The organism is Sulfitobacter rhodophyticola (assembly GCF_041281685.2).
GTDB lineage: Bacteria > Pseudomonadota > Alphaproteobacteria > Rhodobacterales > Rhodobacteraceae > Sulfitobacter.
Genome location: NZ_CP166251.2, coordinates 2,872,577 through 2,888,744, shown reverse-complemented (window position 1 = coordinate 2,888,744; position 16,168 = coordinate 2,872,577). Strand labels below are relative to the sequence as shown.

The 16,168-nt window shown below is 60.7% G+C and carries 19 protein-coding genes, 1 tRNA gene, 1 other RNA gene and 1 pseudogene; 11 read left to right on the top strand and 11 right to left on the bottom strand.

From position 1 onward, the window contains the following. The first annotated feature begins 4 nt into the window (after positions 1–4). From AB4X18_RS15180 to AB4X18_RS15165, 4 genes are all read left to right on the top strand, one after another. The gene (locus AB4X18_RS15180) at positions 5–1,033 is read left to right on the top strand and encodes a ligase-associated DNA damage response exonuclease (protein WP_432816763.1); all 1,029 of its coding nucleotides are present in this window, start codon (positions 5–7) and stop codon (positions 1,031–1,033) included. Next, positions 1,030–2,628 (top strand): ATP-dependent DNA ligase, encoded by a 1,599-nt coding sequence (locus AB4X18_RS15175; protein ID WP_370400881.1) that lies wholly within the window; start codon positions 1,030–1,032, stop codon positions 2,626–2,628. Before AB4X18_RS15180 ends, AB4X18_RS15175 begins: the two co-directional genes overlap by 4 nt. A gap of 63 nt (positions 2,629–2,691) precedes the next feature. Further along, a complete protein-coding gene (locus tag AB4X18_RS15170) occupies positions 2,692–4,512 on the top strand; it encodes a M3 family oligoendopeptidase (RefSeq protein ID WP_432817427.1) in 1,821 nt (606 codons plus the stop codon). Between the two features lie 19 nt (positions 4,513–4,531). Continuing rightward, positions 4,532–5,485 carry an ADP-ribosylglycohydrolase family protein gene (locus AB4X18_RS15165; protein WP_370400880.1) on the top strand — a complete coding sequence of 318 codons (954 nt, stop codon included), beginning with the start codon at positions 4,532–4,534 and terminating at the stop codon, positions 5,483–5,485. Here AB4X18_RS15165 and AB4X18_RS15160 read toward each other — a convergent pair. The 3 genes and pseudogenes from AB4X18_RS15160 to AB4X18_RS15150 all read right to left on the bottom strand — a co-directional run bounded on the left by AB4X18_RS15160 (position 5,473) and on the right by AB4X18_RS15150 (position 7,915). Then, the gene (locus AB4X18_RS15160) at positions 5,473–5,742 is read right to left on the bottom strand and encodes a DksA/TraR family C4-type zinc finger protein (protein WP_370402642.1); all 270 of its coding nucleotides are present in this window, start codon (positions 5,740–5,742) and stop codon (positions 5,473–5,475) included. The genes AB4X18_RS15165 and AB4X18_RS15160 overlap by 13 nt on opposite strands. A gap of 71 nt (positions 5,743–5,813) precedes the next feature. Further along, positions 5,814–6,711 (bottom strand): annotated as a pseudogene (gene rpoH, locus AB4X18_RS15155) (RNA polymerase sigma factor RpoH). Positions 6,712–6,883: 172 nt separating this feature from the next. Next, the gene (locus AB4X18_RS15150) at positions 6,884–7,915 is read right to left on the bottom strand and encodes an RluA family pseudouridine synthase (protein WP_370400879.1); all 1,032 of its coding nucleotides are present in this window, start codon (positions 7,913–7,915) and stop codon (positions 6,884–6,886) included. Between AB4X18_RS15150 and AB4X18_RS15145 the strand changes: the two genes are divergently transcribed. Continuing rightward, entirely contained in the window at positions 7,914–8,198 is a 285-nt protein-coding gene (locus AB4X18_RS15145; protein WP_370400878.1) for a DUF6476 family protein, read from the top strand. The two genes, AB4X18_RS15150 and AB4X18_RS15145, sit on opposite strands and share 2 nt — an antisense overlap. A gap of 98 nt (positions 8,199–8,296) precedes the next feature. Here AB4X18_RS15145 and AB4X18_RS15140 read toward each other — a convergent pair. Together AB4X18_RS15140 and AB4X18_RS15135 are read right to left on the bottom strand one after the other, a co-directional pair. Continuing rightward, positions 8,297–8,373 (bottom strand) — tRNA-His (locus tag AB4X18_RS15140). Positions 8,374–8,426: 53 nt separating this feature from the next. After that, complete coding sequence (locus AB4X18_RS15135) at positions 8,427–8,909, bottom strand: GNAT family N-acetyltransferase (RefSeq protein ID WP_370400877.1); 483 nt, start codon at positions 8,907–8,909, stop codon at positions 8,427–8,429. Positions 8,910–8,985: 76 nt separating this feature from the next. On the opposite strand from AB4X18_RS15135, the gene AB4X18_RS15130 reads away from it, so the two are divergent. Beyond that, entirely contained in the window at positions 8,986–9,174 is a 189-nt protein-coding gene (locus tag AB4X18_RS15130) for a DUF6324 family protein (RefSeq protein ID WP_370400876.1), read from the top strand. Here the strand turns inward: AB4X18_RS15130 and AB4X18_RS15125 are convergent. Then, positions 9,171–9,659, bottom strand: a complete 489-nt coding sequence (locus AB4X18_RS15125) for an MmcB family DNA repair protein (RefSeq protein ID WP_432816762.1) — start codon at positions 9,657–9,659, stop codon at positions 9,171–9,173. The two genes, AB4X18_RS15130 and AB4X18_RS15125, sit on opposite strands and share 4 nt — an antisense overlap. A 92-nt stretch (positions 9,660–9,751) precedes the next feature. Between AB4X18_RS15125 and AB4X18_RS15120 the strand changes: the two genes are divergently transcribed. From AB4X18_RS15120 to ssrS, 5 genes are all read left to right on the top strand, one after another. Further along, the gene (locus tag AB4X18_RS15120) at positions 9,752–11,029 is read left to right on the top strand and encodes a hypothetical protein (RefSeq protein ID WP_370400874.1); all 1,278 of its coding nucleotides are present in this window, start codon (positions 9,752–9,754) and stop codon (positions 11,027–11,029) included. Next, a complete protein-coding gene (locus AB4X18_RS15115; protein ID WP_432816761.1) occupies positions 11,026–11,784 on the top strand; it encodes a hypothetical protein in 759 nt (252 codons plus the stop codon). The genes AB4X18_RS15120 and AB4X18_RS15115 overlap by 4 nt, the downstream gene beginning before the upstream one ends. Before the next feature lie 94 nt (positions 11,785–11,878). After that, on the top strand, positions 11,879–12,199 hold the full coding sequence (locus AB4X18_RS15110) for an ArsR/SmtB family transcription factor (protein ID WP_370400873.1): 321 nt from the start codon (positions 11,879–11,881) through the stop codon (positions 12,197–12,199). Next, positions 12,196–12,612, top strand: a complete 417-nt coding sequence (locus AB4X18_RS15105) for an SRPBCC family protein (RefSeq protein ID WP_370400872.1) — start codon at positions 12,196–12,198, stop codon at positions 12,610–12,612. Before AB4X18_RS15110 ends, AB4X18_RS15105 begins: the two co-directional genes overlap by 4 nt. 78 nt (positions 12,613–12,690) lie before the next feature. Beyond that, a non-coding RNA gene (gene ssrS / locus AB4X18_RS15100) (6S RNA) lies at positions 12,691–12,844 on the top strand. A gap of 35 nt (positions 12,845–12,879) precedes the next feature. Here the strand turns inward: ssrS and AB4X18_RS15095 are convergent. The 5 genes from AB4X18_RS15095 to AB4X18_RS15075 all read right to left on the bottom strand — a co-directional run bounded on the left by AB4X18_RS15095 (position 12,880) and on the right by AB4X18_RS15075 (position 16,091). Then, a complete protein-coding gene (locus AB4X18_RS15095) occupies positions 12,880–13,194 on the bottom strand; it encodes a hypothetical protein (RefSeq protein ID WP_432816760.1) in 315 nt (104 codons plus the stop codon). A 55-nt stretch (positions 13,195–13,249) separates the two neighbouring features. Next, positions 13,250–13,732: a transcription antitermination factor NusB gene (gene nusB, locus AB4X18_RS15090; RefSeq protein ID WP_370400870.1), complete on the bottom strand. Its 483-nt coding sequence runs from the start codon at positions 13,730–13,732 to the stop codon at positions 13,250–13,252. Further along, a complete protein-coding gene (locus AB4X18_RS15085) occupies positions 13,729–14,280 on the bottom strand; it encodes a 6,7-dimethyl-8-ribityllumazine synthase (protein WP_370400869.1) in 552 nt (183 codons plus the stop codon). Before AB4X18_RS15085 ends, nusB begins: the two co-directional genes overlap by 4 nt. A gap of 3 nt (positions 14,281–14,283) precedes the next feature. Further along, positions 14,284–15,408: a 3,4-dihydroxy-2-butanone-4-phosphate synthase gene (gene ribB / locus AB4X18_RS15080; RefSeq protein ID WP_370400868.1), complete on the bottom strand. Its 1,125-nt coding sequence runs from the start codon at positions 15,406–15,408 to the stop codon at positions 14,284–14,286. Between the two features lie 95 nt (positions 15,409–15,503). Next, entirely contained in the window at positions 15,504–16,091 is a 588-nt protein-coding gene (locus tag AB4X18_RS15075) for a riboflavin synthase (protein ID WP_370400867.1), read from the bottom strand. Between the last annotated feature and the right edge of the window lie 77 nt (positions 16,092–16,168).

The following is a 16,168-nucleotide window of genomic DNA, read 5'->3' as shown; positions in this document are numbered from 1 at the left end:
TGACATGACCAAGGAACCGGTACTCAGCTTTACCGAAAAAGGCATCTATTGTGCCGCAGGGGATTTCCATATCGATCCCTGGCGCCCCGTGGCCCGTGCGCTGATCACCCATGGCCACGCCGATCATGCGCGCTGGGGCATGGGCAGCTATCTGGCGACCCATGCTGCGTTGCCGGTCATGCGTCACCGCCTGGGTGCGATCAACGCCGAAGGCATTGAATTCGGGGAGGTTCGCCAGATTGGCGATGCCCGCGTATCGTTCCATCCTGCCGGACATGTGCCTGGCTCCGCGCAGATCCGGGTCGAGGTTGACGGGGAGGTTTGGGTCGCATCGGGTGATTACAAGGTGATCGATGACGGGCTAAGCGAAGCGTTCGAACCGCTGAAGTGCCATCATTTCATTACCGAAAGCACCTTCGGCCTGCCGGTATTCCGGTGGGCTGACCAGAAAGATGTCGCGGCGGAGCTGAATGGTTGGTGGGCGCGCTGTGCAGCGCAAGGCAAAACCGCTTTTCTGGGGGCCTACGCCCTTGGCAAAGCGCAGCGTCTGATGACGATGCTGGACGCCGACATTGGTCCGATCCTGACCCATACCGCGGTGGAGAACACCAACAAGGTGTTGCGCGATCAAGGGCTTGCGTTGCCTCAAACGGTGCTTGCGAATGCAGAATTGAACCCCAAGGATCATCCCGGTGCCCTGGTCATCGCGCCCCCGTCCGCCCTGGGCAGCAAATGGGCCAAGAAGTTCGGCGCGCAGGAAAGCGCCTTTGCCTCCGGCTGGATGGCGCTGCGCGGAGTGCGCAGGCGGCGGGCCGGCGACAGGGGGTTTGTCATCTCCGATCATGCTGACTGGCGCGGGCTGCTTTGGGCGATCCGCGAAACAGGGGCCGAGAACATCTATGTCACGCATGGATATACGGATGTTTTCACCCGGTATCTGAACGACGCAGGCTGGAACGCGCAGGTGGTGCCGACGCAGTTCGAAGGCGAAAACCTCGATGCCAGCACCGAGGAGGCGGAAGCGACGCCATGAACCGTTTTGCCGCCCTTTTTAACGCCATCGACCAGAGCACCAAGACCACCATCAAAGTCGCTGCCCTTGCGGATTACTTCAGCGAGGCGAGCGACATGGACCGGCTTTGGACCGTTGCGCTGTTTTCCGGCCGTCGGCCCAAGCGCGCGGTAACGACGACGCGCCTGCGCGAATGGGCGGCGGAGGCGGCGGATATTCCGCTTTGGCTGTTTGAGGACAGCTATGCGGTCGTTGGTGATCTGGCAGAGACAATTGCATTGGTGCTGCCTCCGAACCGGACTGAAGATAACTCTGATCTTACGCATTGGATCAATGCGTTACGCGGCCTTGCTGATGTGGACGAAATGGCGCGCAAGGCATTTGTCGCGGATGCGTGGAAACGGCTCGGCGGCACCGAAAGGTTTGTCTTCAACAAGCTGATCACCGGTGGATTTCGCATGGGTGTAAGCCAGAAACTGATGACCCGCGCCCTGAGCTGCGCGACCGGCAAGCCGGAGCCGGAACTGGCCCATCGTCTGATGGGCAACTGGCACCCCGATGATGTCACCTGGCACCAGTTGATCGAAGCCGAAGACGCCTCTGCCGATGCCTCCCGCCCCTATCCCTTTTACCTCGCTTACGCGCTAGAAGACGGGCCGGAGGTCTTGGGCGACCCCGCAGACTGGCGGGCGGAATGGAAATGGGACGGCATCCGGGGTCAGTTGATCCTGCGCGATGGTGCCTATTTCGTCTGGTCGCGCGGCGAGGAATTGATGACCGATCGATTCCCCGAACTGGCCCGTGCCATTGATCACATTCCGCCCGGCACGGTGCTGGATGGCGAATTGCTGGTCTGGCCGTCAGATCAAGACAAACCGTCCAGTTTCAACGCATTACAGGCGCGGATCGGACGCAAGACCGTGCCGAAGAAACTGTTGGCAGAAGCGCCCGTGGTCCTGCACGCCTATGACATGCTCGAATGGCAGGGCGCAGACCTGCGCGAAACCCCATTTGCTGAGCGCCGCGCGCTGTTGGAAGCTGCCTGCACCGATCTGCCGTCCGACGCGCCCGTGCGGCTTTCCCCGCAGCATCAGTTCCACCAGTGGGACACCCTTGCGGCCCTGCGCAGCACCGCGCGGGAGGAGAATGCCGAAGGATTGATGCTCAAACGCGCCGACAGCCCCTACCTTGCCGGGCGCAAGAAGGGCGATTGGTGGAAATGGAAGCTTGATCCTCTGACCATCGACGCGGTGATGATATATGCGCAATCAGGCTCCGGCAGGCGGGCGAACCTGTTTACCGATTTTACCTTCGCGGTATGGAAAGGGAATGAACTGGTGCCCTTCACCAAGGCCTATTCCGGCCTGACAGATGCCGAATTCCGCCAGATCACGGCCTGGGTGCGCAAGAACACGCTCCAACGCTTTGGTCCGGTGCGGCAGGTCACGCCCCACCACGTGTTCGAAATCGCCTTCGAAGGCATCCAAGCGTCATCGCGGCACAAATCCGGCGTTGCCCTGCGATTTCCGCGCATGTCGCGCTGGCGACAGGACAAACCACTGGCCGAGGCGAACACGCTTGATGATCTGAACGAAATGCTGCGCATCTATGGCTGAGCGCCGCTTGTCCCCTGCCCCCTGGCGGCATAGGTATGTGCAAATCGAAATGAGGTTTCAATGATGTTCCAACTGCCCTTCCCCGTCAAAGACGCCAATGCGCCCAGCGGCGACAAGAACCTTGGCGACCTGCCCGAATGGGACCTGAGCGACCTTTATACCGGCGAAGACGCCCCGGAACTGAAACGTGATCTGGACTGGCTGGAGCAGGCCTGTGCCAGCTTTGCCTCCGACTATGAGGGCAAACTGGCCGATCTTGATGCCACCGGGTTCCTTGAATGCGTTCTGCGCAACGAAAAGATCAACCAGGTTGCCGGTCGCATCATGTCGTTTGCCGGGCTGCGGTATTATCAGCTGACCACAGATGCGGGCCGGGCGAAGTTCATGTCCGACATGCAAGAGAAGATCACCAACTTCACCACGCCGCTGGTATTTTTCACGCTTGAGATCAACCGCTTGGAAGACAACCATCTGGACGATCTCTTTGCCCAGAATCCCGATCTGGCGCGCTACAAACCCGTGTTTGACCGCATCCGCGCGATGAAGCCGCATCAGCTGTCCGATGAGCTGGAAAAGTTCCTGCATGATCTGGGCGTCGTGGGCGACGCATGGGAACGGATGTTTGACGAAACGATCGCCGGTCTCACCTTCGACGTCGCGGGGGAAACGCGCAACATCGAAGGCACGCTGAACCTGCTGACCGATCCCGATCGCGACCTGCGCGAAGCCGCCGCACGGGAGTTGGCAGAGGTTTTCGGCAGCAACGTCAAGACCTTCGCCCGTGTGCACAACACGCAGGCCAAGGAAAAGGAGATCATTGACCGCTGGCGCGGGATGCCCTCTGCACAGCATGGGCGCCACCTTTCCAACCAGGTGGAACCGGAGGTAGTGGAGGCGTTGCGCGATGCCGTGGTCAATGCCTATCCCAAGCTGAGCCACCGTTATTACGAACTCAAGCGCAAGTGGCTGGGTGTGGACAAGATGCAGGTCTGGGACCGCAACGCGCCCCTGCCGATGGAAGATCCGCGCATCGTCAACTGGACGCAGGCCGAAAAGATGGTGATGGACGCCTATAACGCATTTGATCCACGTATGGGGGAATTGGCGCAGCCGTTCTTCAACAAAGGATGGATTGATGCGGCCGTGAAACCTGGCAAGGCACCCGGTGCATTTGCCCATCCCACAGTGACCAACGTGCATCCCTACGTGATGCTGAACTACCTTGGAAAACCGCGTGATGTCATGACGTTGGCCCATGAATTGGGGCACGGTGTGCACCAGGTTCTGGCCGCCGGTCAGGGCGAGATGCTGTCGTCCACCCCGCTGACGCTGGCGGAAACGGCCAGTGTGTTTGGCGAAATGCTGACCTTCCGCAGGATGCTGGATGGGGCCAAGACCGACACCGAACGCAAGGTACTACTGGCGGGCAAGGTGGAGGACATGATCAACACCGTGGTGCGTCAGATCGCGTTTTACGACTTCGAATGCAAACTCCATGCCGCCCGCCGGGGGGGCGAATTGACCCCCGACAACATCAACGCGCTATGGATGTCCGTACAAGCCGAAAGCCTTGGGCCAGCGTTCGAATTCATGGACGGCTATGAAACCTTCTGGTCCTATGTGCCGCACTTCGTGCATTCGCCCTTTTATGTATACGCCTATGCGTTTGGCGATGGCCTGGTGAATGCGCTTTACGCGGTCTACGCCGATGGGGAAGAAGGCTTTGAGGAAAAGTATTTCGACATGCTCAAGGCGGGTGGATCGAAGCATCACAAGGAACTGCTCGCCCCGTTCGGGTTGGACGCCAGCGATCCGGCATTCTGGGACAAGGGGCTCAGCATGATCTCCGGCTTCATTGATGAGCTTGAGGCGATGGAAGACTGATCCCGAGAAAGGAAGCCCCATGGCCAATGACGTTGAAAACCGCAGCAAAAATATGGTGCTGGGTGCCCTGGTGGCGGATGCTGCGACCATGGGGTTGCACTGGATTTACGATCAGGATCATATTCGCAAGATGGTGCCCGACGCGCCTGAATTCACACCGCCACGGGCAGAGAATTATGACGGCGTGCCCGCCTATTTCGCCCATCCTGACCGCAATGTCGGTCAGCAATCGCAATATGGCGAACAGTTGATCGTCATGCAGCGGGCGTTGGCGCAAAACGACGGTGTGTTCGATCTGCGGACCTACATTACCGCCTTTTGTGCACATTTCGGCTATGGCGGGACCTATGTGGGCTATATCGACCATGCCACACGAGGCAGTCTTGATAACTACGGTCAGGCAGAAGATGACAAGCTGGCCGAGACGCGGGGGGCAGTCGATGTGCAAATGCCAGCCATCGCAAAGCTGCCCGGTCTGATCCCCGCGCTTTGGGCGCACAAGATCAGCGGTGACGCCTTTGACGCCACGGTAGACGACGCGGTCCGCGCCACCAGCGACCATCCTGAGGCCCGCGCCTATGGCAGGATCTGCGCGCATATGTTGGCGGCGGCGCTTTATGCGGATGACATCAAGGATGTGATCGACGCTGGCCGCGCCGTTGCCGAAGGAGAGGCCCTGTCCCGGCTTAATGAGGCTCTGGCGATGACGGATCAGGACACGAACGCAGCCACCAAGCACTTCGGCATGGCGTGTGACCTCAGCTATGGCGTGCCCAGCGTGACGCACAACCTGTCCAAAACCCCATCGTTCCGCATGGCGGTGCGCAACAACATCTACGCCGGTGGCGACAATTGCGGACGTGCGATGTTGTTGGGGGCTATTCTTGGTGCGTTGCACGGCCTTGGTGGGGAAAACGGCATTCCCCCCGAATGGCTCGACAAGCTGGCGGTCACCGACGTTTACTTCAACTGACTGTCCTTTGAGCCCCGACGGTTGATCCCGCCCCGCGCCTTGAACTGCGCGTCGCGCTCCGCCACGCAATCAATGCACAGCTTCACCCCCGGCAGTGCCTCGCGCCGTGCCTGGGGGATGGGTTCCTCGCATTCGGCGCAGTGGGTCAGGCTTTCCCCAACAGGCGCGCGCCGTGATTTCAGGCGCGCCAGTTCGTCGTTGATCGATGCTTCGATCTGTTCCGAGACCGCACCGTCCTTCGCCCATCCTCCGGCCATATCCCCATCCTCCAATGAAAAAGCCTGCCCGATCATGCGGGCAGGCCCTGTTTTTCGTCAAGCCAAACTGATCAGGCAGAGGCCAGCATCCCTTTTTCCTTTGCCAGTTCGCGCATCCGTTTCTGGAGCTTTTCAAACGCCCGCACTTCGATCTGGCGAATGCGTTCGCGGCTGACGTCGTATTGGCTGGACAGGTCTTCCAACGTGATCGTCTCATCGCTCAGTCGGCGCTGGGTCAGGATATCCTTTTCCCGATCATTCAACACGTCCAGCGCTTCCGCCAGCATTTCGCGGCGGGTCTCAAGCTCATCCCGTTCGGCATAATCGCCGGCCTGATCGGCGTCTTCATCTTCCAGCCAGTCCTGCCACTGCATCGTGCCTTCGCCGTCCGATCCCACCTGCGCATTGAGCGAGGCATCGCCCCCCGACATGCGCCGGTTCATGGATATGACCTCCGCTTCGGTCACACCCAACTGGGTGGCAATGGTCTTGACGTTCTCAGGCCGCAGATCACCTTCTTCCAATGCACCGATCTTGTTCTTGGCCTTGCGCAGGTTGAAAAACAGCTTTTTCTGACCGGACGTCGTGCCAAGCTTCACCAGCGACCACGAGCGCAGGATATATTCCTGAATGCTCGCCCGGATCCACCACATCGCATAGGTCGCAAGGCGAAAGCCCTTCTCGGGGTCAAACCGCTTGACCGCCTGCATGAGGCCAACATTCGCTTCGGAAATCACCTCGGCCTGCGGCAGACCATAGCCGCGATAGCCCATGGCGATCTTCGCAGCCAGACGCAGGTGCGACGTTACCATCTTGTGCGCGGCTTCGGTGTCCTGCTCCTCCACCCAGCGCTTGGCGAGCATATATTCCTCTTCCGGCTCAAGCAGCGGAAACTTGCGGATTTCCTGCATATACCGGTTCAACCCCCCCTTCCGGGGTGGGTGCCGGCAGATTTGCGTAATTTGCCATGTCCATGTCCTTCCCTGAATGCCCTATGTTTAGAGCCTTAACATTCATATGGGGTCGATATCGGCCCGGTTCAAGGCGGACCGTATGTTTTGTCCAGTATTGCGCCAAGTTGCCTGAAATAAAAGTAAATGCCCCGTGCGCTCACAGACCCGTGCGCCGGTTGAAACAGCTTTCAGGGCGCTTCGGGAAGCATATCCAGCAACTGTTGCATGTCTTCCGGCAATGGGGCTTCAAATCGCATCTGCTGCTCTGAAACCGGGTGGGTAAATCCCAGAACCGCAGCATGCAGCGCCTGCCTTGGAAAAGCGCGCACCGCCTCCGCTGCTACATCCGGCAAAGCGTCTCGGGGCAACTTGCGCTTGCCGCCATAGGTCTGGTCGCCCACCAAAGCATGGCCTGCATGGGCCATGTGCACTCGGATCTGGTGGGTGCGGCCCGTTTCTAGCCAGCATTCCATCAAGGCCAGTACCGGTGGCGTGCCGAAACGACTCACACGACGGGCCCGCGTTACCGCATGCCGCCCGCCCTGAAACAGTACCGCCTGTCGCTGGCGATCGGTGCGGTGTCGGGCCAGTTGCGTTGTCAGCTTCAGGATATTGCCCGGCTCGAAAGACGCACCCTTGATCCCCCGCAGACGGGGATCGCTGCCATCGGGCACGCCATAGACCAGCGCCTTGTAATACCGTTCCACCGAATGCCGCTCGAACTGGGCGGCCAACCCGTGATGGGCCACGTCCGTTTTCGCCACCACCAGCAGGCCGCTGGTATCCTTGTCTATCCGGTGCACGATACCGGGCCGTTTGACCCCGCCCACGCCGGACAGGTCATCCCCGCAATGGAACAGAAGTGCATTGACCAACGTCCCCGACGGGGTGCCGGGCGCAGGATGCACCACCATGCCGACAGGTTTGTTGATGACAATCAAATCGTCGTCCTCAAACACCACATCAAGGGGGATATCCTCCGCCCCGATGTGGCTTTCGGCCGAGGCTTCCACGGTTATGGCCACGTGATCGCCTTCAGCAATCTTGTGGCGCACATCCTCGATCACCGCATCGTTGACCGTGACGGCCCCCTGCGCAATCAGCTTTGCCAACCGTGACCGTGACAACTGCGCCGCCTCTGGCACATCGCGGGCCAGCGCCTTATCAAGGCGGGGCGGTGGTGCCTCTGCCAGCGTGAAAGTGATGGTACGGTGCGACATGGATGATCCGATTGAGCCTGTAAATCTGCGGTTCCTGCGCCGTTTGGTGACGGTGCTGACGACCGTGATGATTTGCGGCGTTCTAGTCGTTGTCGGACTGCTTGTCACCCGGCTTCAACGCAGCCCGCCTCCCCTGCCCGACCAGATCACCTTGCCCGATGGCGCAGCGGCCAGGGCCTTTACCCAGGCGGATGACTGGTTTGCCGTGGTCACGGACACCGATGAAATCCTGATTTATGACCGCCTCACAGGTGCGTTGAAACAGACGATCAAGATCGACTGACCTCGCCCCTCTTTTTGGCCATAAATCCCGCTGCACAGGTCCTTCCGCACACGCAACGCCTGCCAGCAACGCGCAACCCGGTCAGACGAAAAAAGGGGTGGTACCACCTCCTGGTCTCGAACCAGGGACCTCTTGATCCACAATCAAGCGCTCTAACCAACTGAGCTAAGGCGGCACGAGATCGGATTTATCGCCCCGACTGAAAGATTGCAAGACCCCGATCCGCAGCTAAAGCGTGATCCGCCAGGTCTGCTCCACATTGGTTCTGCCGAAGGACTGTACCGTGCGGCTTTCCCCCAACGTCCAGCCCGTCCTCGCATAAAGCGCACCCGCCGCACTGTGGGATTCGTGGGTCCAGAGCTGCATTGCCCGATATCCCGCGTCCCGAGCGAAGGCCATGTTGTGGGCCAGCATCCGCTTGCCCAGCCCCGTACCGCGCGCCTCCGGCACCAGCAAGAACAGGCGCAGCTTGGCCGTGGTATGATCCAGTCCGACACAAAAGATCGAGCCGAGCCGGACGCCACCGCGCCACGCGATCCAGCCCGCTTCGCGCACCGGATCGTGGTTGGACAGAAAGTCATCAGCGATCTGCGCGACCAGCACGCCGAATGTCGCGTCAAACCCTTCTTCGCGGGCATAATGATCGCTGTGCTGGGCGACAAGCCAGTCACGGTCGTCGGGCCCAAAGCGTTTGAGGTCAATCCCTTCCATGCGCCATGGTGCGCTGCGCTTGCTTGCCTTTCAAGCCCTGCCGCGCTAGCGGTATCGGTACGAAACGGAGGCTTCCATGGGCATCAACAGCGAACGTGACATTACTGCCAACCTGCAGATCGGCCCGACCGATGCCGGTATGGTGCGCCTTTTCGTCGAGGCCGATGGCATTGAGGTCCCGATGGACTTCACCCCTGAAGAGGCCCTTGAAATCGCTGAAGAAATTACGGCAGCGGCCAATCGTGTCGGTGGCACGAAACGCTAATCCAGCGGCTTATGCATGTCCGGATCGCGCAGCAGATGCAGTCGGCGCGCGGCATGAACGGCAAACTTCTGCACCAGCACCTTGCGCCGCGCAGGCGCCAGCCGTGTCTCCGGGCCCATGCGGATGATCTCCCCCTCATACGCATCCGCGATGATCAAACCGCTGTCATCGGGCAGCAGTTCGGTCGGAAAATCCGCATCCACTGCCCAGAAAAACCGGTCGGCCCATTCCAGATACCCCTGCCACTTGGCGTCCGAGGTGAAATCGGCCCGGCTGGATTTGCATTCCACGATCCAGACTTCACCCTTGGGTCCCAGCGCCATGACATCCACGCGCAGGCCGCGCGCGGGCACCAATTCTTCCACACAGGCGAAGCCGTGACTGGCCAGATGACGACAGACACCACGCGCCAACAGTTGTCCCGGTTGCGGGTCGCGGATCTGTGCGGTGAGGTCGATGTGGGCCATTCCCAACCATATGAACATTTCATGAACATTGGCAAGTCTTGCGACCGGAATTGGCAATCCGATGTGCAACACCCTATTTCAAAACAACGATTGCAGCAGGGAAGATTACCATGACAGACGAGACAACCGCCCGTGGTGTCCGCCACGCGCGCGAATTGGAAGGCCACCTGAGCTGGCTTGATACGTTCTCCGGCACGGCGTTGGGGGTGCTTGCCACCGCATCAGGCATCTATACCTATCTTGGTGTCTCATCGCTGCTGGATGAAAACGGGGCGATGTCCGCCTTCGCGGCGATTGCCTATTCGGTTGCGGTGTCGGTGGGCATCTTTGTGTTCTGGTCCTACATGATGCGCCTGTTTCCCGCCGTGCGCACCGCGCGGGCGCGCACCGGATTACTGGGCGCAATGGCGCTTGGATCGGTGGCGATCGTGGCCATGTCCAGCTGGCTGAACGCGGCTGCCCTTGCCGGGTCCGCTGCAGTCGAACAGCATCTGGCGAAAACCGTGCAGGACTATCAGGGCGCGCTGGAACAGGCCCATGAAATAGCCTTGTCCGCGCAGGGCCTTGAACGTGACGTGGCGCGGGTGCGCCAAAGCTTTGAAGATCTCAGCGAACAGGAGGCCACCGGCAATCTGTCAGGGCTTGCCGGACGCGGTGCCGTTTTCCGCGTGTTGCGTCAGAAATCCGAAGAACTGGCCGGTTTGGAGGCGCAGATTGCCACGCAAAGCCCGCTGGTCCAAAGCGCTTTCACAGAAGGCAACCAGATCCTGAGCCGGATGCGCGCGCTGACCGTGGAACCCGGCCCGGTTGAGGCGCGGTCGGTCGAATTCTCCGAACAGGCGGTGCGCCTTGCAGGGCTGATTGCACAACTGCGTCAATTGTCAGTGGCCCCGTTGGTTGAACGTGCCGCACAGGATCTTGCCGCCTCGGTCGTCCTGCCGGAACTCGATGGCAACAGTGCCGAAAACCGCACCGCACAGGGGGCCACGATCACCTCCGTGCTTGAAGTGCTGGCACAGCGCGCCGCCACCCTGGAACGCGCCGCACAGACGGTCATGGCGCTGCCCGCACCTGCCGACACGACCTATACGCCGATTTCAAGCGCAGACGCCGTCATCCTTTATGCCCGCAATTTCGTGCCGTCCTGGGCCGGTGCCATCGCCATTGACCTGCTGCCCGCCGTGTTGGTGTTCATCCTTGCCATCACCCAAAGCGCGATCAGGTCGGGCCGCGAGGGTGCTGTGGTCGAAGACACGCTGACATTGGCAGAATTGCGCGCCGCCCTCCACGCCATGCGCGACATGGAGACGCTGGCGGCCGCGCTATCAGACGATTCATCGCCTCCGGCGGAGAAACCCAGCCCCGTCACGCCGCTGAAATCCACATGACCGAGACATCCGTCCCACCCCCCAAGAACCCGATTGCAAGGGTGCTGACCGGCATCCTTATCTTCCAGCTGGGTCTGGGGCTCATGCTGTTCTGGGGGGATTTGCGTGACGGGCTGCGCCTGCCCGGCTTCGGGCCGCGCGCGCCCGCCCTGACCGAACCGATCCGTCCCGGGGATCAAACCCGCCGGTACCGCCCTGACCGCGCCCCGGCACCGGGGCAGCCGATGCCCAGCACACCGCTGCCGGATCGATTGACCCTGACGGTACTGGACGCAGGTGCAGTGCTGATCGAAGGTGCCATCGGCGAAGGTGACGCAGAGCGGATGATGAAACAACTCGATGCGCTTGCGCCGGAGGCAAACCGCATCATCCTCAATTCACCGGGCGGTGTCGTTCAAGACGCTTTGGTGCTGGGCCGTGACCTGCGCGCACGGGCGGTCGCGACAGCGATGCGCACAGGCGACATATGTTATTCGGCCTGCCCCTACCTGCTGGCTGCGGGCATCACGCGCGACATTCCTGATGGGGCATCGGTCGGCGTTCACCAGCACTATTTCGGCGAAAGCACCCTGCTGCCTGCCTTTGTCGCGGTCGAGGACATCCAGCGCGGACAGGGGCAGGTCATGGTCTATCTTGACCGCATGGGAATCGACCCGCTTGTGATGCAGCACGCGCTGGTGACACCGCCAGATGAAATCTATGTTCTTTTGCAGGAAGAATTACGAAAATACGGATTTATCACAACATCTGAATAGGTTGCAGTTCTTTCTTGATGTTTGAACTACATACTTGACGCAATACCATATGGTATCACATAATATGATACCCTTTAGTATCACAATCAGGCCCATGACCGATCTCAGCCAAAACACCTTCCGCGCCCTCGCCGACCCGACCCGCCGTGATATCCTCAGGATGCTTAGTGCGCAGGAGATGACAATCGCCGATGTCTCCGCCCGGTTCGACATGACCCGCGCGGCCGTGAAAAAGCACCTGACCGTACTCAGCGATGGTGGGCTGATCACCGTCGAGACACGCGGGCGGACCCGTGTGAACCGCCTTGACCCCTCAGGATTTGCACCGGTGCTCAGCTGGCTCGAATTCTTCGACCAATTCTGGGACGACCGCCTGTCGACCCTCAAGAAAACCATTGAAAAGGACACGCCATGACTGCCGATACCACGCTGCGCAAATCCATTCTGCTGGCCGCCCCGCGCGAAACAGTCTGGGCGTATCTGACCCAGCCGGACAAGCTGGCCACCTGGTTTCATGCCCCCAAGACACCGCTGGCCGATGGAGAGCCCCTTGAGATGTTCGGAACGGACAGCGGCGATCTGCTGATCTGGGGCAAGGTGATCGCGGCCCGTGCGCCCGAATACCTTGAATATACCTTTACGATCAAACCCATGGGTGATGCCGTAAGCGTTGTCCGCTGGCGTCTCGAAAGCCTGGAAAGCGGCACGCGACTGTCGCTGGAACACGAAGGGCTGCCACAGGGGGCGGAGGCGTTCGGCCTGCTGCTGGCGCTGGACAAAGGCTGGGACGCACATCTGGGCGACATGCGCGCGGATATCGCAGGGTGACAATTCGGCACGCGGCGTTAGTTCTCGCATCTGCCCCATTGCCGAGCCTGCCCTGCCCCCCTACATAAGAGGGTGTGGCGGGTTCTGCCCTGTTCGTGAGACGTTACATTCCAGTGGCCTTAAGCAAATCCGAGGGAGCTGGCTCTGTCCGGGCCCTGGTCCGGTTACCTGGCGCCCACCTGTATATACAGGTCCTCGGGAATAAGAACCGACCGGCATGTGCGGTCCCGTCACACCATTCCCGAAATCAGCGCCTTACACCGCGCATCAGCGCAGGGCGCGGCCACGGGGGGCGTTCGCCTCCTGCCGGATCGGCAGTAGAGCTTCAGGGGTGCCGCCACGGGGGCCGTCATCCTCTTCCTCATCCGCCAGCAGCATCACGGCGACGGCCATCTGCGCCCCGGCAAAGACGATCCCGTTCAGGACCCAGAAAACCACCAGTGCCATTAGGCCAATGTCAGACGTGCTGATCAGGTGCCACAGGTTTACCACGTTGTAATACAGCAGTCCCGCGATGAAGACCGCGGAAATTCCGAAACCGATAAGGCAGTGCTTGATGTAGAAGCGGACGATTGTTGGCATGGTGTATCCTCCTGCCGCATAACTATAGCACGGCGGGCAGGCCGATCAAACTGCCTCAAAACGCCTCGGGCCGCGCTTCGCGTGCCATGTGGTCCAGCACGGCATTCACGAAACTGGGTTCCTTTCCTTCCGGAAAGAACGCCCGCGCAACGTCCACATATTCGCTGATGGCAACTTTGGGAGGCACGGCGTCATCGCGAAACTCTGCCCCGGCGGCGCGAAAAAGTGCGCGCAGCGTCGGATCAATCCGGGCGATGGGCCATTTGGCAACCAGTGCCCGATCCGTCATTTGGTCGATCGATGCCTGATAATTCACAGCCGTTTCAAGAAGCTGCGCGAAGTGGGCCACATCCCCATCCAGCATTTCCTCGCCGTCATATGCCGCGCCGAACCGATGGTCGAGGAATTCGCGCCGCACCTGATCGACCGTCTGCGATGAATGCTCCATCTGGAACAGCGCCTGCACGGCATATAGCCGTGCGGCGGATTTCATCTTGCGCTTCTGGTTGCCGGACAGGCCCGGCGCGGACGTGGTCATGTGATCGTGTTTCCGTCTGCGTCACCGGCCATCAGCGTGTCTTCGCCGTAGGGCTTGAAGCCGATGCCCTTGCTTGTTCCGGCCCACTTACGGGCGAGCGCGATCAGATGCAAGGCGGCGACTGCGGCACCGCCGCCCTTGTTCTGACCCTGCGGGTCGGCGCGCACGTCGGCCTGCGTTTTGTTCTCCACTGTCAGGATGCCGTTACCGATGCACAGACCCTGCAAGCCCAACAACTGCAGCGCGCGGGAGCTGTCGTTGCAAACGGTTTCGTAATGCGTCGTCTCGCCCCGGATCACGCAACCCAGCGCCACGTAGCCGTCAAAATTGCTGCGCCGGTCCGAGATGCCGATGGCCGTGGGAATTTCCAGCGCGCCGGGCATTTCAACCACGTCGTAGGTTACCCCCGCTGCATCAAGCTCCGCCTTTGCACCGGTCAGTAGCCCCTCTGCGATATCCGCGTAATAGGGTGATATCACGATCAGCACCTTGACGGGTTTATCAAACGCCGGGCGTGGCAGGATCGTGTGGTCTTCGGCAGATGCCATGAACTACTCCGTCGTGATGGGCCGCGTGGCCACGATTTCCAGCTTGTAGGCATCCAGGCCCAGATACCGCGTGTCGGGGTTGTCGGTCAGCAAGATCAGCTTGTGCAACCCCAGGGACGACAGGATCTGAGCGCCCAACCCGGTATTCTTGACAGTGCGCGGGCCTTCATCGTCTTCCTCGTCCAGCCGGAGTTTGGGAAAGGGGTCGCGGAAAAGCACCACCGCGCCGCGCCCTTCATCAGCGATGATCTGCATGGCACGGGGCAATTCATCCGCCGGGCTGGGCCCAAGGCCAAGGATATCTTCCAACGCATTGATGGCATGGGTTCGCACCAGCACGGGCGCATCGGTTGTGATGTTACCCTTGCTGAGGACGACATGGTCGGTGCCGGTGATCTGATCGGCGAAAATACGCATCTGCCAGTCGCCGCCATAGGCTGAAGTCACGGCGCGACTGTCGCGTTCCACCAGAAGATTGTCATGCCGCTGGCGGTATTTGATCAGATCACTGATCGTGCCGATCTTCATTTCATGCTGTTTTGCGAATGCAACCAGGTCCGGCAACCGCGCCATGGTGCCGTCGTCTTTCATGATCTCGCAAATCACACCGGAAGGATGCAGCCCGGCAAGACGGCTGATGTCGACCGCCGCTTCGGTATGGCCTGCGCGCACCAGCACACCCCCATCGCGTGCGCGCAGCGGAAAGACATGTCCGGGCGTCGCAATATCCGCCGCACCCGCCTGTTCGCTGATGGCCACGCCCACGGTCAGCGCCCGGTCGGCGGCTGAAATGCCGGTGCTCACGCCTTCACGCGCTTCGATGCTCACGGTAAAGGCGGTCTCGTGCCGGGAGGAGTTGTTGACCGCCATCATTGGCAGGCCTAGGTGATCGACCCGGTCAGACGTCAGGGGCAGGCAAATCAATCCGCGCCCATGCGTCGCCATGAAATTGATCGCCGCCGCATCCGCGAACTGCGCGGGGATCACCAGATCGCCCTCGTTCTCGCGGTCCTCGTGATCGACAAGGATGAACATGCGGCCCTGCCGCGCATCCTCTATGATGTCCTCAATCGGAGAGATCGCTTGCGCAAGACCGGCTTCGACCGGTCCGGGTTGTTCAAAGTTCATGGCAGTGTCCCCTTTGCCGCTGGCTCCGACATAGCCCAAGGGCGCGGCCTTTGCCAGCACACGGCCCCTGTTACATCACGTCGCAAAGCGGGCGGTCAGCACATCTCTGCCAGCCGCGCGACATAGCGGGCCAGCGTGTCGATCTCCAGGTTGACCCGGTCGCCCTTGGCCACATCCCCCCACGTGGTGACCTCCTTGGTGTGCGGGATGAAGTTGATGCCAAAATCACAGCCGTCGACTTCGTTCACCGTCAGGGACGTCCCGTTGAGCGCAATCGACCCCTTGGGCGCGATGAACCGCGCCAGCGCATCCGGCGCGCGCAGCGTCACACGGGTGCTGTCCCCTTCTTCGGTCAAGCCGACCACCTCGGCCACGCCATCCACATGTCCCGATACGATGTGCCCGCCCAATTCGTCACCGACCTTCAGCGCCCGTTCAAGGTTGACCCGCTTTCCTACGGACCAATCGCTCAGGTTGGTCTTGGCGACCGTCTCCGCGCTGATCTGCACTTCGTACCAGTCAGGCCCCAGATCCACGACCGTCAGGCAGACGCCGTCGCTGGCAATCGAAGCGCCCATGTCAATGCCGCTCGTATCATAGCCGGTCTGGATACGCGCCCGGAGATCGCCTTCCTGCTCCAGTGCGGCAATCCGCCCGACGTCGGTGATGATCCCCGTAAACATGCCCCAAGGCTCCTTCTTGCTGGCTCAGAAATGGACCTAGCTGCGGAACCACGCCGAGACAAGAGCACGACGCGCCT